This window comes from Cupriavidus alkaliphilus (assembly GCF_900094595.1).
GTDB lineage: Bacteria > Pseudomonadota > Gammaproteobacteria > Burkholderiales > Burkholderiaceae > Cupriavidus > Cupriavidus alkaliphilus.
Window position 1 is genome coordinate 225750 of record NZ_FMAD01000003.1, and the last position, 21761, is coordinate 247510.

The 21761-nt window shown below is 66.4% G+C and carries 25 protein-coding genes; 8 read left to right on the plus strand and 17 right to left on the minus strand.

Annotation, left to right across the window (positions count from 1 at the left end; translation table 11 throughout):
- Positions 1 to 38: 38 nt before the first annotated feature.
- Positions 39 to 1226 (minus strand): substrate-binding domain-containing protein, encoded by a 1188-nt coding sequence (locus GA0116996_RS07660; RefSeq protein ID WP_092308957.1) that lies wholly within the window; start codon positions 1224 to 1226, stop codon positions 39 to 41.
- Positions 1227 to 1334: 108 nt separating this feature from the next.
- Positions 1335 to 1994, minus strand: coding sequence for a TetR/AcrR family transcriptional regulator (locus GA0116996_RS07665; RefSeq protein ID WP_092308960.1), 660 nt, complete (start codon positions 1992 to 1994; stop codon positions 1335 to 1337).
- A gap of 262 nt (positions 1995 to 2256) precedes the next feature.
- On the opposite strand from GA0116996_RS07665, the gene GA0116996_RS07670 reads away from it, so the two are divergent.
- A complete protein-coding gene (locus tag GA0116996_RS07670; RefSeq protein WP_141693720.1) occupies positions 2257 to 3132 on the plus strand; it encodes an alpha/beta fold hydrolase in 876 nt (291 codons plus the stop codon).
- Here the strand turns inward: GA0116996_RS07670 and crcB are convergent.
- From crcB to GA0116996_RS07705, 7 genes are all read right to left on the minus strand, one after another.
- Positions 3114 to 3494, minus strand: a complete 381-nt coding sequence (gene crcB, locus GA0116996_RS07675) for a fluoride efflux transporter CrcB (RefSeq protein ID WP_092308963.1) — start codon at positions 3492 to 3494, stop codon at positions 3114 to 3116. The two genes, GA0116996_RS07670 and crcB, sit on opposite strands and share 19 nt — an antisense overlap.
- Positions 3494 to 3979, minus strand: coding sequence for a molybdopterin synthase catalytic subunit MoaE (gene moaE / locus GA0116996_RS07680; RefSeq protein WP_092308966.1), 486 nt, complete (start codon positions 3977 to 3979; stop codon positions 3494 to 3496). The genes crcB and moaE overlap by 1 nt, the downstream gene beginning before the upstream one ends.
- 1 nt (position 3980) lies before the next feature.
- Positions 3981 to 4238 (minus strand): molybdopterin converting factor subunit 1, encoded by a 258-nt coding sequence (gene moaD / locus GA0116996_RS07685; protein WP_092308969.1) that lies wholly within the window; start codon positions 4236 to 4238, stop codon positions 3981 to 3983.
- Between the two features lie 41 nt (positions 4239 to 4279).
- Positions 4280 to 5518 (minus strand): molybdopterin molybdotransferase MoeA, encoded by a 1239-nt coding sequence (locus GA0116996_RS07690; protein ID WP_092308972.1) that lies wholly within the window; start codon positions 5516 to 5518, stop codon positions 4280 to 4282.
- Positions 5519 to 5689: 171 nt separating this feature from the next.
- Positions 5690 to 7135, minus strand: a complete 1446-nt coding sequence (thrC, locus tag GA0116996_RS07695; RefSeq protein WP_092308975.1) for a threonine synthase — start codon at positions 7133 to 7135, stop codon at positions 5690 to 5692.
- 21 nt (positions 7136 to 7156) lie between these two features.
- On the minus strand, positions 7157 to 8467 hold the full coding sequence (locus GA0116996_RS07700; RefSeq protein WP_092308978.1) for a homoserine dehydrogenase: 1311 nt from the start codon (positions 8465 to 8467) through the stop codon (positions 7157 to 7159).
- A gap of 49 nt (positions 8468 to 8516) precedes the next feature.
- Positions 8517 to 9752, minus strand: a complete 1236-nt coding sequence (locus GA0116996_RS07705; protein ID WP_062802206.1) for a pyridoxal phosphate-dependent aminotransferase — start codon at positions 9750 to 9752, stop codon at positions 8517 to 8519.
- Positions 9753 to 10066: 314 nt separating this feature from the next.
- Here GA0116996_RS07705 and GA0116996_RS07710 point away from each other — a divergent pair, with 314 nt between their 5' ends.
- The 5 genes from GA0116996_RS07710 to GA0116996_RS07730 all read left to right on the plus strand — a co-directional run bounded on the left by GA0116996_RS07710 (position 10067) and on the right by GA0116996_RS07730 (position 14448).
- Entirely contained in the window at positions 10067 to 10450 is a 384-nt protein-coding gene (locus GA0116996_RS07710) for an Mth938-like domain-containing protein (RefSeq protein WP_092308981.1), read from the plus strand.
- Between the two features lie 143 nt (positions 10451 to 10593).
- Positions 10594 to 11058: a peroxiredoxin gene (locus GA0116996_RS07715; protein WP_092308984.1), complete on the plus strand. Its 465-nt coding sequence runs from the start codon at positions 10594 to 10596 to the stop codon at positions 11056 to 11058.
- A gap of 420 nt (positions 11059 to 11478) precedes the next feature.
- Positions 11479 to 13182, plus strand: coding sequence for a PhoH family protein (locus GA0116996_RS07720; RefSeq protein WP_092308987.1), 1704 nt, complete (start codon positions 11479 to 11481; stop codon positions 13180 to 13182).
- A gap of 130 nt (positions 13183 to 13312) precedes the next feature.
- Entirely contained in the window at positions 13313 to 13720 is a 408-nt protein-coding gene (locus GA0116996_RS07725) for a hypothetical protein (protein ID WP_092308990.1), read from the plus strand.
- Between the two features lie 47 nt (positions 13721 to 13767).
- Entirely contained in the window at positions 13768 to 14448 is a 681-nt protein-coding gene (locus tag GA0116996_RS07730; protein ID WP_092308994.1) for a C40 family peptidase, read from the plus strand.
- Positions 14449 to 14517: 69 nt separating this feature from the next.
- On the opposite strand, the gene GA0116996_RS07735 is transcribed toward GA0116996_RS07730, so the two are convergent.
- From GA0116996_RS07735 to GA0116996_RS07770, 8 genes are all read right to left on the minus strand, one after another.
- Positions 14518 to 15525, minus strand: a complete 1008-nt coding sequence (locus GA0116996_RS07735) for an inorganic phosphate transporter (RefSeq protein ID WP_018007702.1) — start codon at positions 15523 to 15525, stop codon at positions 14518 to 14520.
- A gap of 13 nt (positions 15526 to 15538) precedes the next feature.
- Complete coding sequence (locus tag GA0116996_RS07740; RefSeq protein ID WP_010809517.1) at positions 15539 to 16165, minus strand: DUF47 domain-containing protein; 627 nt, start codon at positions 16163 to 16165, stop codon at positions 15539 to 15541.
- Between the two features lie 190 nt (positions 16166 to 16355).
- A complete protein-coding gene (locus GA0116996_RS07745; RefSeq protein WP_018007703.1) occupies positions 16356 to 17747 on the minus strand; it encodes a replicative DNA helicase in 1392 nt (463 codons plus the stop codon).
- A gap of 172 nt (positions 17748 to 17919) precedes the next feature.
- A complete protein-coding gene (rplI, locus tag GA0116996_RS07750) occupies positions 17920 to 18372 on the minus strand; it encodes a 50S ribosomal protein L9 (RefSeq protein ID WP_092308997.1) in 453 nt (150 codons plus the stop codon).
- Between the two features lie 32 nt (positions 18373 to 18404).
- Complete coding sequence (gene rpsR / locus GA0116996_RS07755; protein WP_006163606.1) at positions 18405 to 18683, minus strand: 30S ribosomal protein S18; 279 nt, start codon at positions 18681 to 18683, stop codon at positions 18405 to 18407.
- A gap of 3 nt (positions 18684 to 18686) precedes the next feature.
- A complete protein-coding gene (gene priB, locus GA0116996_RS07760) occupies positions 18687 to 18986 on the minus strand; it encodes a primosomal replication protein N (protein ID WP_092308999.1) in 300 nt (99 codons plus the stop codon).
- Positions 18987 to 19075: 89 nt separating this feature from the next.
- Positions 19076 to 19450 carry a 30S ribosomal protein S6 gene (rpsF, locus tag GA0116996_RS07765; RefSeq protein WP_010809513.1) on the minus strand — a complete coding sequence of 125 codons (375 nt, stop codon included), beginning with the start codon at positions 19448 to 19450 and terminating at the stop codon, positions 19076 to 19078.
- A 119-nt stretch (positions 19451 to 19569) separates the two neighbouring features.
- Positions 19570 to 20562 (minus strand): asparaginase, encoded by a 993-nt coding sequence (locus GA0116996_RS07770; RefSeq protein ID WP_092309002.1) that lies wholly within the window; start codon positions 20560 to 20562, stop codon positions 19570 to 19572.
- Between the two features lie 255 nt (positions 20563 to 20817).
- On the opposite strand from GA0116996_RS07770, the gene lexA reads away from it, so the two are divergent.
- Both lexA and GA0116996_RS28230 read left to right on the plus strand, forming a co-directional pair.
- Positions 20818 to 21471, plus strand: coding sequence for a transcriptional repressor LexA (lexA, locus tag GA0116996_RS07775; RefSeq protein ID WP_092309005.1), 654 nt, complete (start codon positions 20818 to 20820; stop codon positions 21469 to 21471).
- 114 nt (positions 21472 to 21585) lie between these two features.
- Entirely contained in the window at positions 21586 to 21756 is a 171-nt protein-coding gene (locus GA0116996_RS28230; RefSeq protein ID WP_012353085.1) for a hypothetical protein, read from the plus strand.
- The last annotated feature ends 5 nt before the right edge of the window (positions 21757 to 21761 follow it).

A 21761-nucleotide genomic window follows, 5' to 3' on the forward strand; every position in this document is an offset into this window, starting at 1 on the left:
CGCGGGCGCGGTCCTGGCGTAGGAGGCTGGCGCGTCCATCAGCGGTGGTTGCGCACGGGCACGTTCATCTCCTCGGGCCTGATCTCGCGCACGAGCTCGGGCACGCCCCAGGCAAAGGCCGGGTCCACCTTGATCTTGAAGTGGTACATCGACTGCATCGCCTGGTGGTCTTCCTTGCGGAAGGTCATCCTGCCCTTGGGCGTGTCGAACGACATGCCTTCCATCGCCGCGATCAGCTTCTCGGTGCCGGTTTCGCCATGGGTCTTCTTCAGGGCCTCGACCAGAGCGATGCCCGCGCTCATGCCGCCGGCGGTGAAGAAATCGGGCGGTGCCTTGAACTTGCTGTAGTGGTTGGACACCAACCATTCGTTGGCCTTGTTCTTGGGGATGCCGAAATAGTAGTACGTGGCCCCTTCCATGCCCGGGAAGTTCTTGTAGCTGGCCATCGCGGGCAGGATGTTGCCGCCGGTGGCGATCTCGATGCCGTAGCGCTTGGGGTCCAGGTCGGCGATCTTGAACGGGTTGCCGGCGCCGGCCCAGATGATGAAGATCACCTTGCGGCCGGGCTTGTCCTTGAGCGAATCGAATAGCCGCTGCGCGCCCGCGGTGAAGTCCGTGGTATTGGTCGGCAGGTATTCCTCATGCACGATTCTGGCGTGCTTGAGCGCGCCCTTGAAGGCCTTGACGCCGTCGCGGCCGAAGGCATAGTCCTGCGCCAGCGTGGCGATCTGCACGCCCGGCTTGTCCAGCGCCACCGCATTCGAAATCGCGTCCTGCGACGAGTTGCGGCCGGTGCGGAAGATATAGCGGTTCCACTTGTCGCCGGTGATGGAGTCGGCCACGGCGGGCTCGACCAGCAGCACCTTCTTGTATTCCTCGGCCACCGGCAGCATCGCCAGCGCCGTACCGGAGGACGTCGGGCCCACCGCGATGTCGGCGCGGTCGTCGCTGTAGGCCGCGGCCAGCTGAGCCTTGGCCACGTCCGGCTTGCCCTGGGTGTCCTTCTCGATCACCACCAGCTTGTTGCCGTTGACGGTCATGGTGCCGTTGGTGGCGTATTCCAGGCCCATCATCAGGCCGGTCTGGGTCTGCTTGGCATAGGCCTCGAGCGCGCCGGTCTTGTCGTAGACATGGGCGATGCGGATGTCCTTGGCCTGCGCGGCGCCGGCGCCGAGCAGCGCGGCGGCCAGGGCCAGGGCGCGCAGGGCGTGGGGGTTGCGATGCATTGCGGTCTCCTGGGTTCGGTCTCGTTTGTGTTTGTAGGGATGAAACCTGCTGCAACTGCGTGGCATGCCGGCTGCCGGCGCACGCGGGCCGGTACTGCGCAATCGCGCCTATCGCGTTTGGCGCGGTTGCAGGCCATGCGCGATCAAGTCGAACGCGGTGTCGACCACCTTCTCCATCGATGGCGGACGCTTCCAGCGCGCATAGCGCATGCCGAGAAAATTGCTGATGCCGATCAGGCACCAGGCGCGCACCTCGGCATCGCCGGGCACGATTTCGCCCTGCTCTTCGGCGCGGGTCAGGCGCCGGCTGTAGAGCTCGGCGAATACCTGGAAATAGCTGCTGTAGATGGTCTCGTCGACCGAGTAAGAATCCAGCACGATCCGGTACAGGTTCTTATGGCGCGAAACGAAGGACAGGAACGCCTTCAGGCCCAGGCGCTCGGCCTCCATCTGGGTTTCGGCGGCGCCGACGTGCTTGCGCAGGTGCCCGCGCACCAGTTCCAGCATGTGGGCGACCAGCGCGCGGAAGATGTCTTCCTTGTCCTTGAAGTACAGGTAGAAGGTGCCCATCGCCACCTTGGCTTCCTGCGTGATCTCGGAGATCGACGCGGCGTAGTAGCCCTTCTCGCCAAACACTTTCTCGGCGGCGCGCAGCAGCGCCTCGCGTGTCTTCTGCCCGCGCGCGGTCTTGGGCGGGCCCATGCCGCCGGCCGGGCCGGTGGCGTCGACGTCGGCTATGCCGGTGTCGCCAGTCTGGGTGGTGGACATCTTGTCTCCGGTGGCGCTGCGCGCCTTGTCATGGAAATGCCGACCGCTACCTGTATTGCCGGCGCCGGCGGATCGTCGGCAGGCGCCTCCTCGCCCCTGCCGCCGACTTGCCGTCGCCCGGAACCGACATTCAGGCAAAACCTGATATCTGATTCATGTTTCATCGTATAAATTGCCAGGCGTGGATGTCAATAGAGGGGCACCCTCACCCCGGGCGGCATCCGGGACATCCTTTACCCCTCCAGCCAGCCGAGACACGCCGTTGGACGCTTCCGATCCGGTACCCGCCAGCCCCGCCGCGCCCCCCTATGCGCTTTATCCGGCGCGTGGCGCCCTGCCCGGCTGGCGCGAGGCTGGCCAGGGAAGGCCCCTGCTGCTGCTGCACGGCTGGTCTGTCAACGGCGCGGCCTTTGACGGACAGCGCGCGCTGGCGCTGGCCGGCTTTCGCGTGATCGCCCCGGACCATGCCGGGCATGGCCTGTCGCGGCAGCGCGCGGGCGCGACCATCGCGGCGCTTGCGCGCGACGTGGCCGCGCTGGTCGCGCACCTCGGGCTGGATGACGTGGTGGTGGCGGGCTGGTCGATGGGTGCGATGGTGGCCTGGGCCCTGCTCCGCGACCAGCCGCAGCTGCCGCTTGCGGCGGTCGGCAGCATCGACATGACGCCCCGCATGATCACTGACCAGGGCTGGCCGCATGGGCTGCACGGCCATTACGACCTGGCGCTCGCGAGGCAGATGGCGGACCGGGTTCGTGCCGACTGGCTACGGCTGGCGCCGTCGGTGGCTTCGGGCCTGTGGGCGGCGGGACGGCGCCCGGAGGCAGCGGCGACGCAGCGCGTCGCGCACATGGCGCAGCAGTGCGATGCCGCGGCGCTGGCCAGCTTGTGGGAAGACATGGCGCGGCAGGATTTTCGCGACACGCTGCGCGCGGCGCGCTTGCCGCTGTTCCATCTGTACGGTGAGTCCAGCCGGCTGTACGCGCCGGCGGTGGGCATTGCCACGCGGGCCTTGTACCCGGAGTCAGGGTTCAGCGTGGTGGCCGGTGCCGGCCACAGCCCGCATATGGAGCAGGCACCGGCTTTCAATGCCGCGCTGCTGGCCCTGATCCGCGACGCCGATCAGGCCAGCATGCGATAGGTCCAGAGTCCCAGCGCGGTCAGCAGCAATGAGCCGCCGAGATGCAGCAGCAAGTGCATCGCCGCCCAGCCGTAGTCGCCGGCCATCAAGTTCGCCACGACCTCGCTCGAAAACGTCGAGAACGTGGTCAGCCCGCCCAGGAAGCCGGTAATGGCAAACAAGCGCCATTCCGGCGGCAGGCCGGCATGGGTATCGAAGAAGCCGACCGCCAGCCCGATCAGGTAGCCGCCCACCAGGTTGGCCGCGAGCGTGCCGTACGGCAGCGCCGGATTGATGGCATTCCACAGCACCGAGAACCCCCAGCGCAGCCAGGCCCCCGCCGCGGCGCCGACACCGACGGCGACAAACCCCAACGCGCCCATCAGGGCTGGTCCTCGCCGCTGGCGTTGATCGACTCGATGCCCCAGCGCTTCAACGCGTCTTCATCGGTCACCCGTGCATCGACCCAGCGCGCCCCCTCCGGCGTTTCTTCCTTCTTCCAGAAGGGCGCTTCGGACTTGAGGTAATCCATGATGAATTCGCATGCGGCGAAGGCGTTGCCGCGGTGCTTCGATGCCACCGCGACCAGCACGATCTGGTCCAGCGGCAGCAGCGGGCCGACGCGATGGATGACGGTGACGCCCAGCAGCTCCCAGCGCGCGCGCGCCGCCGCCTCGATCTGCGCCAGCGCCTTCTCGGTCATGCCCGGGTAATGCTCCAGCTCCATCGCGCTGACGGCGCTGCCCTCGCTGACGTCGCGCACGGTGCCGATAAAGCTGGCCACTGCGCCGACCTGCGGGTTATCGGCGCGCAGTGCCGCGACTTCGGCGCCGAGATCGAAATCCTCACGCTGCACCCTGACGCTCATCTCAGCCTCCGGTCACGGGCGGGAAAAACGCGACTTCGCAGCCGTCGGCAAGCGCGGTATCGGCGCGGGCAACGGCATGGTCAACGGCCATGCGCAGCGCGCGGCCCTCGGCCAGGGTCTCGGCCCAGGCGCCGCCACGCTGGCGCAGCCACTGGCGCAACTCGCCGACGGTGCGCACCTCGGGCGGCACGTCGGCGCGCTCGGCGGACACGCCGAGCTGCTCGCGCACGCTGGCAAAGAATCGGAGTTCGATGATCATTGCTGCCTTCTATATCCTGGGCATCCTGGTCATGCCGGCCGCTACGCGAGCAGGCCGTCAAACGGAATGAACTGCACAGTGTCGCCGCGCGCGATCGCCTGGTTGGGCGGATTGTCGATCAGGCCGTCGCCCCAGACGGTGGAGGTCAGCACGCCCGAGCTCTGGTTGGGGAACAGCTCCAGCCCGCCCTCGGCATTGAGTCGCGCGCGCAGGAATTCGTTGCGGCGGTCGCCCTTCTTCAGCTCGAAATCGGCGCGCAGCGGCAGGCGCCGCGGCGTCACGTCAGCCACGCCCTGCAGGCGCAGGATGAACGGGCGCACGAACAGCAGGAAGGTCACGAAGCTGGACACGGGGTTGCCCGGCAGCCCGAGGAAAAACGCCGGCTCGCTGCCGCTGCCGACCTGTCCGAATGCGAGCGGCTTGCCCGGCTTGATCGCGATCTGCCACATATCGAGCCGCCCTTCGGCCTCGACCGCGGGCTTGATATGGTCTTCCTCGCCGACCGAGACGCCGCCCGAGGTAATGATCAGGTCATGTCCCTGCGCCGCGCGGCGCAGGGTTTCGCGCGTGGCCGCCAGCGTATCGGGCACGATGCCGAAGTCGCTGACCTCGCAGCCCAGGTTTTCCAGCAGGCCGCGCAGCGTGAAGCGGTTGGAGTTGTAGATCGCGCCCGGCTTGAGTGGCTCGCCGGGCATCGCCAGTTCATCGCCGGTGAAGAACACCGCGACGCGCACGCGGCGCACCACATCCAGCTTCGCCTGGCCGACCGACGCGGCCAGCCCCAGTGCCTGCGGCGTCAGCCGCGTGCCGGCCGGCAGGATCACGCTGCCGGCTTCGATATCCTCGCCGGCGCGCCGCACCCACTCGCCGGATTGCGGCACGTGGTTGACGATCACGTCGTCGCCCTCGGCCGTGCATTGCTCCTGCATCACCACGGCATCGGCGCCGGGCGGAATCAGCCCGCCGGTGAAGATGCGCGCCGCGGTGCCGGGCTCCAGCGCGGTGCCGACATGGCCGGCGGGAATCCGTTGCGACACGCGCAGCCGCGTGCCCGCGGCCGGCACCTCGGCGGCGCGCACGGCGTAGCCGTCCATCGAGGTATTGTCGGCCGGCGGCACCCGCAGCGTGCTCGTTACCGGCGCCGCCAGCACGCGGCCGTTGGCGGCGAGCGTGTCGATCGACTCGGCCTGCGCCAGCGGGCGAGCGGCGCCAAGCAGCGCGTCGAGCGCCTGGGCCATGGTCAGCATCGGGGGACGGGAAGGTGCTGCGGCTTGGGTCATGGTGCGATGTGGGAAAGGGTTGGCCCACGAAAAACGGCCCGCGCATTGCCGGCACCCGCGCGCGGGGCTGGCAATCCGGGGACCGTGGATCGGGCCCGCAGCCTGATTGTAGCGAGTTGGGCCGGACCCGGCACGCGGCGGCGCCGCAGCCACGTGGGCGGCCCCGCGCGCTTACAGGCCGGTGTGGCGGGCGATATAGGCCTTCACCTGCGCGGCGTCGGCCGGCATCACCTCGAAGCGCTGCGGCAGGCTCTCGATGCCCTCGAACTTCGCCGGGCGCTCCGGCTCGTGGCCGAGCGCTTCGCGGATGGTGTCGGCAAACTTGGCCGGCAGCGCGGTTTCCAGCACCACCATCGGCACGCCGGCGCTGAGATGCTCGCGCGCCACCTTGATGCCGTCGGCGGTATGGGTATCGATGGTGACGCCATAGCGCGACGACAGGTCGCGGATGGTCGCCAGCCGGTCCTGGTGCGTGCTGCGTCCCGAGACGAAGCCGAACTGGCGGATGCGGTCGTATTCCGGCGTGCCCGCCAGGTCGAAGCCGCCCTTCTCTTCCACGTCGCGGAACAGCGCCGCCAGCTTGCCGGCGTCCTGGCCCAGCAGGTCGAACACGAAGCGCTCGAAGTTCGAGGCCTTGGAGATGTCCATGCTGGGGCTGGAGGTGTGGTAGGTCTCGGCCGACTTGCGCACGCGGTAGGCGCCGGTGCGGAAGAACTCGTCGAGCACGTCGTTCTCGTTGGTGGCGACCACCAGCTTGTCGATCGGCAGGCCCATCATGCGCGCGATATGGCCGGCGCAGACATTGCCGAAGTTGCCCGACGGCACGCAGAACGAGACCTTCTGGCCGGGACCGGCGGTCGCCAGCAGCCAGCCCTTGAAGTAGTACACCACCTGGGCCACCACGCGCGCCCAGTTGATCGAGTTGACCGTGCCGATCTTCCGGCGCGCCTTGAAGGCGTGGTCGTTCGAGACCGCCTTGACGATGTCCTGGGCGTCGTCGAACACGCCATCGATGGCGATGTTGAAGATGTTCGGGTCCTGCAGGCTGAACATCTGCGCGGTCTGGAACGCGCTCATCTTGCGGTGCGGGCTCAGCATGAAGACGCGGATGCCACGCTTGCCGCGCATCGCGTATTCGGCGGCGCTGCCGGTGTCGCCCGAGGTGGCGCCCAGGATGTTCAGCTCCTGCCCGGCGCGCGCCAGCGCGTACTCGAACAGGTTGCCGAGCAGCTGCATCGCCATGTCCTTGAAGGCCAGCGTCGGGCCGTTGGACAGGCCCAGCAGCTGCAGCCTGGTGCCCCCTTCCTCGCCCAGCGTGCGCAGCGGCGTGATGTCGGCGGTGTTGTCGCCTTCGCGCGCGTTGCAGTACACCTCGGCGGTGTAAGTCTTGCGCGTCAGCGCGCGCAGGTCTTCGGCGGGAATGTCGTCGCAGAACTTGCGCAGGATCTCGTAGGCCAGGTCGGCGTACGGCAGCTTGCGCCACGCCTCCAGCTCATCGGCCGTGACCTGCGGATACTGCGCGGGCAGGTACAGGCCGCCGTCCGGCGCCAGGCCGCCAAGCAGGATCTCGGAAAACGATTGCGGCATCTCGTGGCCGCGGGTCGACTGGTATTTCATGACAATGGTCCGGTCCGGCCCTTAGTTCAGTTCTTCCATGCGCAGGCGCGTCACTGCAGACAGCACGGTGGGCAGTGCCTCGATCTTCGCGATGGCGGCGTTGACGTGCTTCTCGCGCGTGATATGGGTCAGGATGATGATGTCGGTCTGCGGCTCGCCTTCACGCGATTCCTTCTGCAGCATGGCGTCGATCGAGATGCCGCCCTCGGCCAGGATGCGCGTGATCTCGGCCAGCACGCCGGTCTCGTCGGACACGCGCATGCGCAGGTAGTACGAGCTGTTGATCTCTTCGATCGGCAGCACCGGCACGCTCGACAGCTCGTCGGGCTGGAACGCCAGGTGCGGCACACGGTGCCCGGGGTCGGCGGTGTGCAGGCGGGTCACGTCGACCAGGTCGGCGATCACCGCCGAGGCGGTCGGCTCGGCGCCGGCGCCCTTGCCGTAGTAGAGCGTGGCGCCCACGGCGTCGCCCTGCACCAGCACCGCGTTCATCGCGCCTTCCACATTGGCGATCAGGCGCGTGGCCGGCACCAGCGTCGGATGCACGCGCAGCTCGACGCCGTCGTCGCGCCGGCGCGTGATGCCCAGCAGCTTGATGCGGTAGCCCAGCTCTTCGGCGTACTTGATGTCGGTGGCCGACAGCCTGGTGATGCCTTCGACGTGGGCGCGGTCAAACTGCACCGGCATGCCGAAGGCGATCGCGCTCATCAGCGTGACCTTGTGCGCGGCGTCGACGCCCTCGATATCGAAGGTCGGGTCGGCCTCGGCGTAGCCCAGCTGCTGCGCTTCCTTCAGGACCGCGTCGAAATCCAGGCCCTTGTCGCGCATCTCGGACAGGATGAAGTTGGTGGTGCCGTTGATGATGCCGGCGATCCACTGGATGCGGTTGGCGGTCAGGCCTTCGCGCAGCGCCTTGATGATGGGGATGCCGCCGGCCACCGCGGCCTCGAACGCGACGATCACGCCCTTCTTGCGCGCGGCCTCGAAGATCTCGTTGCCGTGCACGGCCAGCAGCGCCTTGTTGGCGGTGACCACGTGCTTGCCGTTCTCGATCGCCTTGAGCACCAGTTCGCGCGCGATGCCGTAGCCGCCGATCAGTTCGATGACGATGTCGACGTCGGGGCGGTTGACCACCGCGTTGGCGTCGCTGACGATCTCCACTTCCCCGTTGGTCAGTTCGCGCGCGCGTTCGGTGTTGAGATCGGCCACCACGGCAATCTCGATGCCGCGGCCGGCGCGGCGACGAATTTCTTCCTGGTTGCGCTTGAGCACGTTGAACGTGCCGCTACCGACGGTACCGATGCCGAGCAGGCCAACTTTGATGGGGTTCATGGACAATCTTCTGAGTTGCTAAGGATGGGTTGCGGCGCGGCCGGAGGAATCAGGCCGCTGCCTTGCCGTGGCGTTTTCGGTACGCCTCGAGGAAGCGCGCGATGCGGCCGATGGCCTCGCGCAGGTCTTCCTCGTGCGGCAGGAACACGATGCGGAAATGGTCGGGCCTGGCCCAGTTGAAGCCCGAGCCCTGCACCAGCAGCACCTTGGACTCCTGCAGCAGTTCATAGATGAACTCCTGGTCGTCCTGCACCGGGTACATCGACAGGTCCAGCTTCGGGAACAGGTACAGCGCCGCCTTGGGCTTGACGCAGGTCACGCCCGGAATCGCGGTGATCAGCTCATAGGCCAGGTCGCGCTGGCGGCGCAGGCGCCCGCCTTCGGCGACCAGGTCGTTGATGCTCTGGTAGCCGCCCAGCGCGGTCTGGATCGCCCACTGGCCCGGCACGTTGGCGCACAGGCGCATCGACGACAGCATGTTCAGGCCCTCGATGTAGTCGATGGCCGGGCGTTTGTCGCCCGACACCACCATCCACCCGGCGCGGTAGCCGCACGAGCGGTAGTTCTTCGACAGGCCGTTGAAGGTCACCGTCAGCACGTCGGTCGACAGCGAGGCGATCGAGGTATGGGTGTTGCCGTCGTACAGGACCTTGTCGTAGATCTCGTCGGCGAAGATGATCAGCCCATGCTCGCGCGCGATCGCGACAATCTCCAGCAGCAGCTCGTCCGAGTACAGCGCCCCGGTGGGGTTGTTCGGGTTGATGATGACGATGGCCTTGGTATGCGGCGTGATGCGCGCGCGGATATCGGCCGGATCGGGCATCCACTCGTTGGACTCGTCGCAGATGTAGTGCACCGGCGTGCCGCCCGACAGGCTCACCGCAGCGGTCCACAGCGGGTAGTCCGGCGCCGGCACCAGCACTTCGTCGCCGGTATTGAGCAGCGCGTTGACGGCCATCACGATCAGTTCGGAGGCACCGTTGCCCACATAGATATCGTCCAGGCCGACGCCTTCGATATTTTTTTGCTGGGTATAGTGCATGATCGCCTTGCGCGCAGCGAAAATGCCCTTGGAATCGGAATAACCTGCCGAATTCGGCAGGTTTCGCATCATGTCCTGCTGAATTTCCTCCGGCGCATCGAAGCCGAACACGGCCAGGTTGCCGATATTCAGCTTGATGATCTTGTGCCCTTCTTCCTCCATCTGCTTGGCCTTTTCCAGCACCGGCCCGCGGATGTCGTAGCAAACGTTATTGAGTTTGTTGGATTTCTGGATGGGTTTCACGGCGATGTCGGGCAAGCGTGGCGTGCCGCGTCGGCGGCACCGGACTGGGAATCGGGGCGATCTGACAGATTCTGAAAGAATGCGGAGGCGCCGTCCGCTGCGATGCAACGCAAATGTGGCAGACAGGGAGGCAAAAGCTATAATTTATCGGATTATGACAGACTTCGGCAGGGATTCTTGCATTGCAGCGTGCGCTGTCCGCGCGCACCGCGGCCGCCTGCCGCTGTCGTCCATCCATTGCCCGCCCGGCCCGCCGGCCCTCCGCTCCGCGGACCCGCCCGCCAGCCCGCGCCGGCCATCGCCGAGATCCCCAAGTGAAACTCCACGCCGACCAGCCCCAGTCGCTCAACACCGTCACGGCCTACGGGCCCGGGTATATCGAAATCAACCTCGTGCGCCACACCAACTCGGTGCTGGTCATGCCAGAGGGCGAAGTCCGGCCCTGGCCGGTCGACCGCTTCGAAGACCTGGAGCCCGCGCATTTCGAGCAGCTGTCCGAACTGGGACCCGAAGTGGTGCTGCTCGGCACCGGCTCGCGGCTGCGCTTTCCGCACCCGCGCCTGACCGCATCGCTGGCGCGCCGCCATGTCGGCGTCGACGCCATGGACATGCAGGCGGCGTGCCGCACCTACAACATCCTGATGGCCGAGGGACGCAAGGTGGCAGCGGTGCTGCTGATCGAGCCCGAGGCCGCCTGACGCGGCCCCCGGCGAAAGTTGAGCAGTCGCCACGCTTGAAGTCCGCGCGAGGCGCCCCAATCTGCTCGCGCTGAGGCGGCAGCCCCTCTCCCGATTCCAACGATCTCACCGATCCCCTGCCCCTCCCCCAAGGAGCCACAAGCATGACCGTCAGTCTCAACAAGGCCATCCCCGACTTCAGCGCGCCGATGACCGGCGACGCCACCTTCCGCCTGGCCGACTACCGCGGCAAGACGGTGGTGCTGTACTTCTACCCGAAGGACAACACGCCGGGCTGCACCACGGAGGCGATGAACTTCCGCGACCAATACGAGGATTTCGAGAAGGCCGGCGTGCAGGTATTCGGCATCTCGCGCGACAGCCTGCGCTCGCATGAAAACTTCAAGGCCAAGCTGGAACTGCCGTTCGAACTGATCTCCGATGCCGACGAAAATGTGTGCACATTGTTCGATGTCATCAAGATGAAAAAGCTGTATGGCAAGGAGCACCGCGGCATCGAGCGCAGCACCTTTGTCATCGACGGCAAGGGCATCCTGCGACACGACCTGCGCGGCATCAAGGTGCCCAACCACGTCGACGAAGTGCTGGAGATCGTGCGCGGCCTCTGACGCATCGCCCGCGCGCCGTTGCCCGTAACGGCTTCGATCCGGACGCGCCGTGGCAAACGTTGGCTGACCCAATTGCCAAACCCAAAACCTTCGGATACATTGGCCCGTAATGAGTTCAGATTCCGGATGCCACGCTGTTTCGACTCCCCGGCCCAGGCGCTTCCTGCCACAGGCCGGTAGCGGACCTGCCATGTCGGCAGTCCGCCCAAGAGCCGCCAACCCTGTTCCGCAGGCATGGCGGCTTTTTTGTTTGCAGCCACGTCTGTCCTCGTCCTTGTCCGTGCCGGGCGCCTCGCGCATGCATGCCCCGGCCCGGGTCCGCCACGCCGCCTTGAACATGTCGCGCTCTGCCGCAGTCGCGCGGCGCCGCGGACCGGACCTTCCCGCCCCCTTCTTGTCCCCCTGAAAGGAAAGCCAAGCATGCCGCTGCCTACCATGCCCGCCAAGCCTGCCCAATTGCTGGACCCGAGCGAGTTCGCTCCGGTCTCCGCGGTGCCTAAGGCCAAAGCCGCCACACAGGGCAAGAAACCTGTGCCGGCGCTCGAGCGCGTGGCATTGCTGGAAACCGGCGACACGCAGGTGCCTGAAGTCAAGGCCCGCGCCGCCGGCGGCACCCGCGCCCGCAGCACCGAGACGCCCGCCGTATCCACGCCGGCCGTCACCGCCGCGCCGGTGAGCCTGGTCAAGCCGTCGACCGGCACCACGCGCCGCGCGCGCAAGGCCGACGGCCCGAGCAAGCTGTTCGTGCTGGACACCAACGTGCTGATGCACGACCCGGCCTCGCTGTTCCGCTTCGAAGAGCACGACATCTATCTGCCGATGATGACGCTCGAAGAGCTGGACAACCACAAGAAGGGCATGAGCGAAGTCGCGCGCAACGCGCGCATGGTCAGCCGCACGCTCGATTCGCTGGTCGGCGGCACCGACGGCGTGCTCGACGAAGGCCTGTCGCTGGCCAGCCTGGGCAACCGCGATGCGCAGGGCAAGCTGTTCTTCCAGACGCGCCTGAACGACATCAAGCTGCCCGAAGGCCTGCCGCAGGGCAAGGCCGACAACCAGATCCTGGGCGTGGTCAGCGCGCTGCAGCAGCAGTATCCCGAGCGCCAGGTGGTGCTGGTGTCGAAAGACATCAACATGCGCATCAAGGCGCGCGCCCTGGGCCTGCCGGCCGAGGACTACTTCAACGACCAGGTCCTCGAGGACAAGGACCTGCTCTACGCGGGCGTGATGCAGCTGCCCGGCGACTTCTGGGCCAAGCACGGCAAGGGCGTCGAAAGCTGGCAGGACCCCAAGTCCGGCGCCATGTTCTACCGGCTCACCGGGCCGCTGGTACCGACCTTCCTGGTCAACCAGTTCGTCTACCTCGAACCCGTGGACGGCAGCCTGCCGCTCTATGCGCAGGTCAAGGAGATCAACGGCAAGACCGCGCTGCTGCAGACCCTGAAGGACTACACCCACCACAAGAACAACGTGTGGAGCGTGACCGCGCGCAACCGCGAGCAGAACTTCGCGCTCAACCTGCTGATGAACCCGGACATCGACTTCGTCACGCTGCTGGGCCAGGCGGGTACCGGCAAGACGCTGCTGGCGCTGGCGGCCGGGCTGGAGCAGGTGCTGGACCAGAAGCTCTACAACGAGATCATCGTCACCCGCGCCACCGTGCCGGTGGGCGAGGACATCGGCTTCCTGCCCGGCACCGAGGAAGAAAAGATGCAGCCGTGGATGGGGGCGTTCGACGACAACCTCGAGGTGCTGCAGAAGAGCGACGACAGCGCCGGCGACTGGGGCCGCGCCGCGACCCAGGAGCTGATCCGCTCGCGCATCAAGGTCAAGAGCATGAACTTCATGCGCGGCCGCACCTTCGTCAACAAGTTCGTCATCATCGATGAGGCGCAGAACCTGACGCCCAAGCAGATGAAGACGCTGGTGACGCGCGCCGGCCCGGGCACCAAGATCATCTGCCTGGGCAATATCGCGCAGATCGACACGCCCTACCTGACCGAGGGCTCGTCGGGCCTGACCTACGTGGTCGACCGCTTCAAGGGCTGGAGCCACAGCGGCCATATCACGCTGGCGCGCGGCGAACGCTCGCGCCTGGCCGACCACGCCGGCGACGTGCTCTGACGCGGACCGCGGGCCCGGGCACCCTTCCATGCGCAAGGGGCCCGGGCCCGCTGTCGTGAGCGGCAAGCGCAATGCGGCTATGATGTCCGCACGTCCGCTCGTTGTCCCGCATCCCCACCTGGAGGCGTCGATGTACCCACAGCATCTCCGCCTGGCCGCGCTGATCGGCGCCGCCATGGCCCTGGCCGGCCCGCTTCAGGCGCGCGCCGCGGCTGACGAACTGGTGATCCGCACCATGGGCCCGGTCAGCTATGTCTGCGGCGGTGTCGCCGAAGACGAGCGCCAGGCCCTGGCCGCGCGCGAGAAGGATTTCAATATCGGCATCCTGTTCACGCAGGGCGCCGCGGGCGAGTTCCTGTCCGATGTCGCGGTCAAACTGGTGCGCGACGAGCAGGAAGTCGCGACCTTTCGCGCCGCCGGGCCCCGCTGCCTGATACGTGCGCCAGAAGGCAGCTACAATATCGAGGCCAGTTACAAGGGCCAGGCCAAGTCGATCAAGGTCAGCACCGGTACGCGCAACGCCCAGCTACGCTGGTAGCGGCAAGGCCTCCGGTGCGCCGGCAGGCTGGCGACCGGAATCCAGCGATGCCATTGCGCCGTACCCGTAGTTCTTACAGTCCTTCCGCACTGCCCGGCCCGCTTGCCCGGGCCGGCCTGCCGCTGCTGTGCGCCGCCGCACTGCTGCTGGCAGCGTGCGCCAGTTCCCCACCCCCTCGCCATGGCAGCTTGCCGCGTACGCCCGGCAAGCCCATGACCGATCCCAGCGCTGGCCTGGAAGAAATCTCGATCCAGGCGATGTCGCTGGTCGGAACGCCCTACCGCTACGGCGGCAACACACCGGATGCCGGCTTCGACTGCAGCGGCCTGGTGCGCTATGTGGTCTCGCGCGCGGCCAATGTCAGCTTGCCGCGCACCACCGAGGCCATGGGCACGCGCGGCAGCTCGCTCGACCGCAGCGAAGTCGCTTCCGGCGACCTGGTGTTCTTCAATACCACCGGACGCACCAACTCGCATGTCGGCATCTATGTCGGCCAGAACCGCTTTGTCCATGCGCCATCGTCCGGCGGCACGGTGCGGCTGGAGGACATGAGCAAGCCCTACTGGGCCTCGCGCTACAACGGCGCCCGGCGCGTGGTTGCCGGTGCGGTCAACCTGCCGCCGACGCCGGCGACACCGGTGCCCGCCCCCGCCCCTGCGCCGCTCGCGCCGGAACCGGCCCCGCTGCCCGACGACGACGATCCCATCGCCGCCTTCGCCAACCGCTGAGCGACCGGCGCGGGCAAATAAAAAAGCCAGGCATTTGCCTGGCTTTTTGCATCAACGGCCAATGCCGGCTTACAGGATATGGCGCCCGATCCACCATGCGATCGCCGCCATGAAGGCCGAAGCCGGAATCGTCAGCACCCAGGCCCAGACGATATTGCCGGCCACGCCCCAGCGCACCGCCGACATCTTCTGCGACGAGCCGACCCCAACGATGGCGCCGGTGATCGTGTGCGTGGTCGACACCGGCACGCCCAGCGCCGAGGCAAAGAACAGCGTCAGCGCACCGCCGGTCTCCGCGCAGAAGCCCCCCACGGGCTTGAGCTTGGTGATCTTCTGGCCCATGGTGCGCACGATGCGCCAGCCGCCGAACAGCGTGCCCATGCCGATGGCCACGTAGCAGCTGACGATCACCCAGGTCGGCGGCGGGTCGCCCGCGAGCACATGGCCGCTGGCGATCAGCAGCATCCAGATGATGCCGATGGTCTTCTGCGCGTCATTGCCGCCATGGCCCAGGCTGTACAGCGACGCCGATACCAGTTGCAGGCGCCGGAACCAGCGGTCGACGCGCGATGGCGGCGTGCGGAAGAAGGTCCAGCCGACCATGACCATCATCAGCGAACCCAGCAGGAAGCCAAGGAACGGCGACACCAGGATGAACGCCACCGTCTTGAGCAGCCCGCTGGCCACCAGCGCGCCGGTGCCGGCCTTGGCCACCGCGGCGCCCACCAGCCCGCCGATCAGCGCATGCGACGACGACGACGGAATGCCGTAGTACCAGGTGATGACGTTCCACGCGATCGCCCCGACCAGCGCGCCGAAGATGACATAGTGGTCGACGACCCCGCCCTGGATGGTGCCGGTGCCGACCGTGGCCGCCACCTTCAGGTGGAACACGAAGATCGCGACGACGTTGCACATCGCCGCCATCGCCACCGCATGGTGCGGCTTGAGCACGCCCGTGGACACCACCGTCGCAATCGAGTTGGCCGCATCGTGGAAGCCGTTCATGAAGTCGAACAGCAGTGCCAGCGCCACCAGCAAGGCGATCACCCACAGGCTCATTTGTATGGTCTGCATGCCGATTGCCGCCTCAGGCGTTTTCCAGGACGATGCCTTCGATGATGTTGGCGACGTCCTCGCACTTGTCGGTGATCGTCTCGAGCTGCTCGTAGATCGCCTTCAGCTTGATCAGGCGCTTGACGTCGGTCTCGTCGCGGAACAGCTTGGACATCGCCGAGCGCATCACGCGGTCGGCCTCGGATTCCAGCTGGTCGATCTGTTGCGCGGTCTTCAGGATGGTGCTGGCGTTGCCCATGTCCTCGAGCAGGCCCACTGCGATCTTGACCTGGTCGCAGCACTGCACGCAGATCGCGGCCAGGCGCAGCGCCTCGTCGGTCAGGTTGGTCACGTCATACAGCGAGATGGTCTCGGCCACGTCCTCCATCAGGTCCAGGATGTCGTCCATGGTCGTGATGAGCTTGTGGATCTCGTCGCGGTCCAGCGGCGTGATGAAGGTCTTGTGCAGCAGGTCGATGGTGTCGTGGGTGATCCGGTCGGCCTTCTTTTCGGTGGCCTGGACGCGCCGGGCATGGGCCTCGGCGTTGGGCAGGTCGTTGACCAGGGCCTGCAGTTCATGGGCGGCGGTCACCGCGCAGTCGGCGTGCTGGTTGAAATATTCGAAGAACTTGCCCTCGGTGGGCATGAATCGGCCGAACATGGAATGTTCCTTGTGGCAGCGTGGTGTCGCTGCGGATGGTGTTGCGGGATTAAGCGGACGCGAGCATGACGGCCGCGGATGGCGGCTGTCATCAAAGCGCAATATTTTACAGGGTTAGCGGGACATTGCCCGCGTATTTGGCACAAACGAGACGGGCAGGCACAGCAAATGGCCGCCCCGCTTGACTTCGTCAGGTGTCGTTGTCGAAGAAGGCCGGGCCGCCGCTGAAGTTGTCGAACTTCGTGAACTGGCCGAGGAAGGTCAGGCGCACGGTGCCGATCGGGCCGTTACGCTGCTTGCCGATGATGATTTCGGCGGTGCCCTTGTCCTGCGAGTCGGCGTTATAGACTTCGTCGCGGTAGATGAACAGGATCACGTCGGCATCCTGTTCGATAGCGCCGGATTCGCGCAGGTCGGACATCACCGGGCGCTTGTTGGGACGCTGTTCCAGGCTTCGGTTCAGCTGCGACAGCGCGATCACCGGGCAATTCAGTTCCTTCGCCAGGCCCTTCAGGGAACGCGAGATTTCCGAAATTTCCGTGGCGCGGTTCTCGCCGCCGCCGGAGCCCGACATCAGCTGCAGGTAGTCGATGATGATCAGGCCCAGCTGCCCGCACTGGCGCGCCAGGCGCCGCGAGCGCGCGCGCAGTTCCATCGGGTTCAGCGCCGGGGTTTCGTCGATGAACAGCTGGGTGTCGTTCATGCGCTGGATCGCATGCGTCAGCCGCGGCCAGTCCTCGTCGAGCAGGCGCCCGGTACGCAGCCGGTGCTGGTCAAGCCGTCCGACCGAGCCCAGCATACGCATGGCCAGCTGCGTGCCCGCCATTTCCATCGAGAACACCGCCACCGGCAGGCCCTGCTCCACCGCCACGTGCTCGCCGATGTTCAGCGAGAACGCGGTCTTACCCATCGACGGGCGGCCGGCGACGATGATCAGGTCGCCCGGCTGCATGCCGCTGGTCATCTTGTCCAGGTCGATGAAGCCGGTAGGCACGCCGGTGACATCGGTGGTCGAATCGCGGTGGTACAGCTCGTCGATGCGCTCCACCACCTGGGTCAGCAGCGGCTGGATTTCCTGGAAGCCCTTCTGCCCGCGCGAGCCCTCTTCGGCGATCGCAAAGACCTTGGATTCAGCTTCGTCGAGCAGCTCGCGCACCTCGCGCCCCTTGGGCGCGAACGCGGCCGAGGCGATATCGTCGGCCACCGTCACCAGCTTGCGCAGCACCGAGCGCTCGCGCACGATTTCCGCGTAGCGGCGGATATTGGCCGCGCTGGGAGTGTTCTGCGCCAGCGAATTCAGGTACGCGAGCCCTCCCACCTCTTCGGCCTTGCCGGCCACCTGCAGCATCTCGTAGACCGTGATCACGTCGGCCGGCTTGGTGGCCGAGATCAACCGGGCGATGCTCTGGAAGATCATCCGGTGGTCGAAACGGTAGAAGTCCGCCTCGGAAAGGAAGTCCGCGATGCGGTCCCAGGCGGCATTGTCCAGCAGCAAGCCACCGAGCACCGATTGCTCGGCTTCGATGGAGTGCGGCGGGACCTTGAGGTTATCGAGTTGGGGGTCGGCGACGGGCGCGTTCATGGGGAGGGATTATAACGGCGGGTGGACACACTTCGCCGGACATTTGGCGACAGCGCCGTCCAGGGCAGCCGGGCAACCGGGCAACAAAAAAGGCAGGAGCCGGGGCTCCTGCCTTCTTGCAATGCCTGCGGGGCTTTGGCCGGCGCCGTGCACCGGCCGGGGCGGCGCGTCCTTAGACGCTCTCGCCCACCACCGACACGGTCACGTCGACCACGACGTCCGTGTGCAGCGCAACGCTGACCGGGTGGTCGCCAACCGTCTTCAGCGGACCGTTCGGCAGGCGAACCTGCGCCTTTTCCAGCTTGTAGCCTTGGCCAGCCAGGGCTTCAGCGATGTCGGCGTTGGTCACCGAACCGAACAGGCGGCCGTCCACACCCGACTTCTGGGCGATCTGGACGTTCAGGCCGTTCAGCTTCTCGCCTTCGGCCTGCGCGGCGGCCAGCTTCTCGGCAGCGGCCTTTTCCAGCTCGGCGCGCTTGACTTCGAATTCGGCGATCGCGCTTTGCGTGGCGCGGCGGGCCTTCTTGCCCGGGATCAGGAAGTTACGGGCGTAACCGTCCTTCACCTTGACGATGTCACCCAGGTTGCCCAGGTTGACGACTTTTTCCAGCAGAATGATTTGCATCGTGTTCTCTCCTTGACGGACCTAGGGCCTGATCAGTTCTTGTGCAGGTCGGTGTACGGCATCAGCGCGAGGAAACGCGCGCGCTTGATGGCCGTATCCAGCTGACGCTGATAGTGAGCCTTGGTACCGGTCAGGCGGGCCGGCGTGATCTTGCCGTTGTCGCCGATGAAGTCCTTCAGGGTGTCCAGATCCTTGTAGTCGATCTGTTCGACGCCAGCCACGGTGAAGCGGCAGAAGCGCTTGCGCTTGAACAGCGGGTTCTGTTGCTGGAAGCGCTTCTTGTTCTTGTTGTCACGTTTGACGAATGCCATGATTCAATCCTTTTCGAATGCTTTACATCCAGTGATGTGAAAGACGAGAGCCTTGCTGTTGCGGTGCTTGCGGGCCAGGAATCCTTCGCAGTCGAGCAACGTGCCGAGCGGTAGCCGCTCCAGACGCTGTCCAACCTGGCCGATCCCCATCGCAGCGATTGCAAACTCGACCTGTCTCGGCGTTTGCGCCTCGACGGCCTCGCCGCTGTACTGCAGGATGCAGTTCACGACGGGGACCCCGGCCGGGGTATAGCGCAGGGCATCGCGTTCCGCCAGGATGGCGGCAAGCCTAAGCTGGTTCAACGCGAGGCCTCTTGCTGGTTGCAATCGTTGCGGTTTCCGCTCGTGCCCCGGCCAACGCTGTCAGCCACGGCGCGCACCGCAGTCCGCACTCAGGCGGCCTGGCCTTCGGTGGTCGTTTGCGCGGCCTTGCGGGCTTCTTCGCGCTGCACTTCCTTCATCATCGGCGAAGGTGCGGTCTCGGCCTTCTTGGTCTGCACGATCAGGTGGCGCAGGACGGCGTCGTTGAACTTGAACGCGTGTTCCAGTTCAGCCAGGGTTTCCTTGCCGCATTCGATGTTCAGGCAAACGTAGTGAGCCTTGGCCAGCTTCTGGATCATGTAAGCCATCTGGCGACGGCCCCAGTCTTCCACGCGGTGAACGTTGCCGTTCTGCGAGGTCACGAGCTGCTTGTAGCGCTCGATCATGGCCGGCACTTGTTCGCTCTGGTCCGGGTGGACGATGAAGACGATTTCGTAATGACGCATTGACGCTCCTTTTGGGATTAGCCACCCGGGCGTCACGAGTCCGGTGTGGCAAGGTTGAATAGCCTTAAATTATAGCCCGCCGAGCGCCAACTACGCAAGCCGCTGATTTCACGGGCAAATCAGGCGCTGGCAAAGACCGCCTGCAGCCGCGCCGGGTCGCGCGCGAGCCCGGCATCCGCCGACAGGGCCAGCGCCAGCAACACGCGCGCCTTGTAGGGATTGAGATCCGCAGCAGACACGAACACACCGTCGGCAGGACTGGGCTGCGGCGGGATCGCCACATGTCCCGCACCGGTACGCGAACTGCGCACCACCGCCACCCCGGCCGCCGCCGCATCGGCGAGAGCCGCTGCCAGCGCTTCGTGGACCGAGCCATTGCCGGTCGCAGCGACGACCAGCCCGGCGGCGCCGGCCTGCACCAGCGCATCCACCACTGCCCTGCCCGGCTGGGCGTAGCTGGCCACGATCTCCACCACCGGCCACGCTGCCGGCATCGGCCCGATTGGAGCAGCCGCCCGCGGCGCACGGGCAAAGCGCACGTAGTCGTCCTGCACGAACCCCAGCGGCCCGCACGGCGAGACAAAGGCATCGACCGCCGACGTATGCGCCTTGGCCACGTCCCGAGCCGCGTGGATCTGCTGGTTCAGTACCACCAGCACACCCTTGCCGCGCGCATCCGGGTGGGCGGCGACGCGCACCGCATCCAGCAGGTTCAGCGGCCCGTCGGCCGACAGCGACGTCGACGGACGCATCGCGGCGGTCAGGACCACTGGCACCGGACACGATTGCGTCAGGTGCAGCGCCATCGCGGTTTCTTCGAGCGTGTCGGTGCCGTGCGTGATCACAATGCCCGCGACTTCGGGCTGCGCCGACCAGTGTTCCACCCGGGCCGCCAGTGTCTGCCACAGCGCGAAGGTCATGTCCTTGCTGTCGACCTGCGCCACCTGCTCGGCCTCGATGCGGGCCAGCGACTGCAAGGGCGGCACCGCCGCCAGCAATGAGGACACCGGCACGGTCGCCGCCTGGTAGCGGGCGCTGCTGGCGGCGCTGCCGGCGGCGCCGGCGATGGTGCCGCCAGTGGCCAATACGACGATGCGAGGCAATTGGGTCATGGGAGCGCGCAACGATTTTGTTCTGGATAAAGGAAAGGCGATTGTAGCGGGCGCACACGCCCCACCGCAGCCGGGATCAGGCGCCTTGGCCGGTGTCCATGCGACACACCTCAAAATTCTGCTTGCACTGACGCCGATACTGTATAAAATCACAGCATACTGTTTAAACATACAGTGCCCGGCCCGCCGGGTGCTGGATAACGGACCAGAGCCTCCATCATCCAGCCCAGCGGCCCTGCACGGAACGGCGATCCCATGGCGACCCTGACACCCCGGCAGCAGCAGATTTTCGATCTGATCCGCAACACGATCCGCCGTACCGGCTTCCCCCCTACCCGCGCCGAGATCGCGGCGGAGTTCGGTTTCTCGTCGCCCAATGCCGCGGAAGAACATCTGCGGGCGCTGGCCCGCAAAGGCGTGATCGAACTGACGCCGGGCGCGTCGCGTGGCATCCGCCTGAAGGTGTCGCGCAGCGATTCGGAAATGCCGGACCAGTTCTCGTTGCCAATGGCCGGCGTATTGCAGCTGACGCTGCCGCTGGTGGGCCGCGTCGCAGCCGGCAGCCCCATCCTGGCCGCCGAGCATATCGACCGCCAGTACCAGGTCGATGCCTCGGTCTTCGATGAGCGTCCAGATTACCTGCTGCGCGTGCGCGGCCTGAGCATGCGCGACGCCGGCATCCTCGATGGCGACCTGCTCGCCGTGCGCCGCGCCAGCGAGGCGGCCAACGGCAAGATCGTGGTGGCGCGACTGGGCGACGACGTCACCGTCAAGCGCCTGCAACGGCGCGGCGGCCATATCGAACTGATTGCCGAGAACCCGGACTTCACCAACATCATCGTCGAGCCCGGTGAAGAGTTCTCGCTGGAAGGCATCGCCGTCGGGCTGATCCGCTCTTCCGGCTTCTAGCCGGGCACCATCGCAGGCGCTTTGCCTGCGCGGGCCTACCCGCTTCCATTGCTTTGCAGACGCCGCCCGGCTTGCCGGGTGTTGACCCCGCTTTGCCTAAAAAGAGGTGCCACCATGCCGCAAATCCACCACGTCGCCGCCCGCCGTCCGGTCAAGCCCGTGCCGTTTCGCCAGAGCAAGGGCGTACGCGTCTACCAGGGTACGCAGCGCCGTACCATGGTCGGCAGCATGGCGGCCATCTGCCGCATGCTGGAACTAGAAACCACCGAAAAGCTGGCCGCCTGACTGTT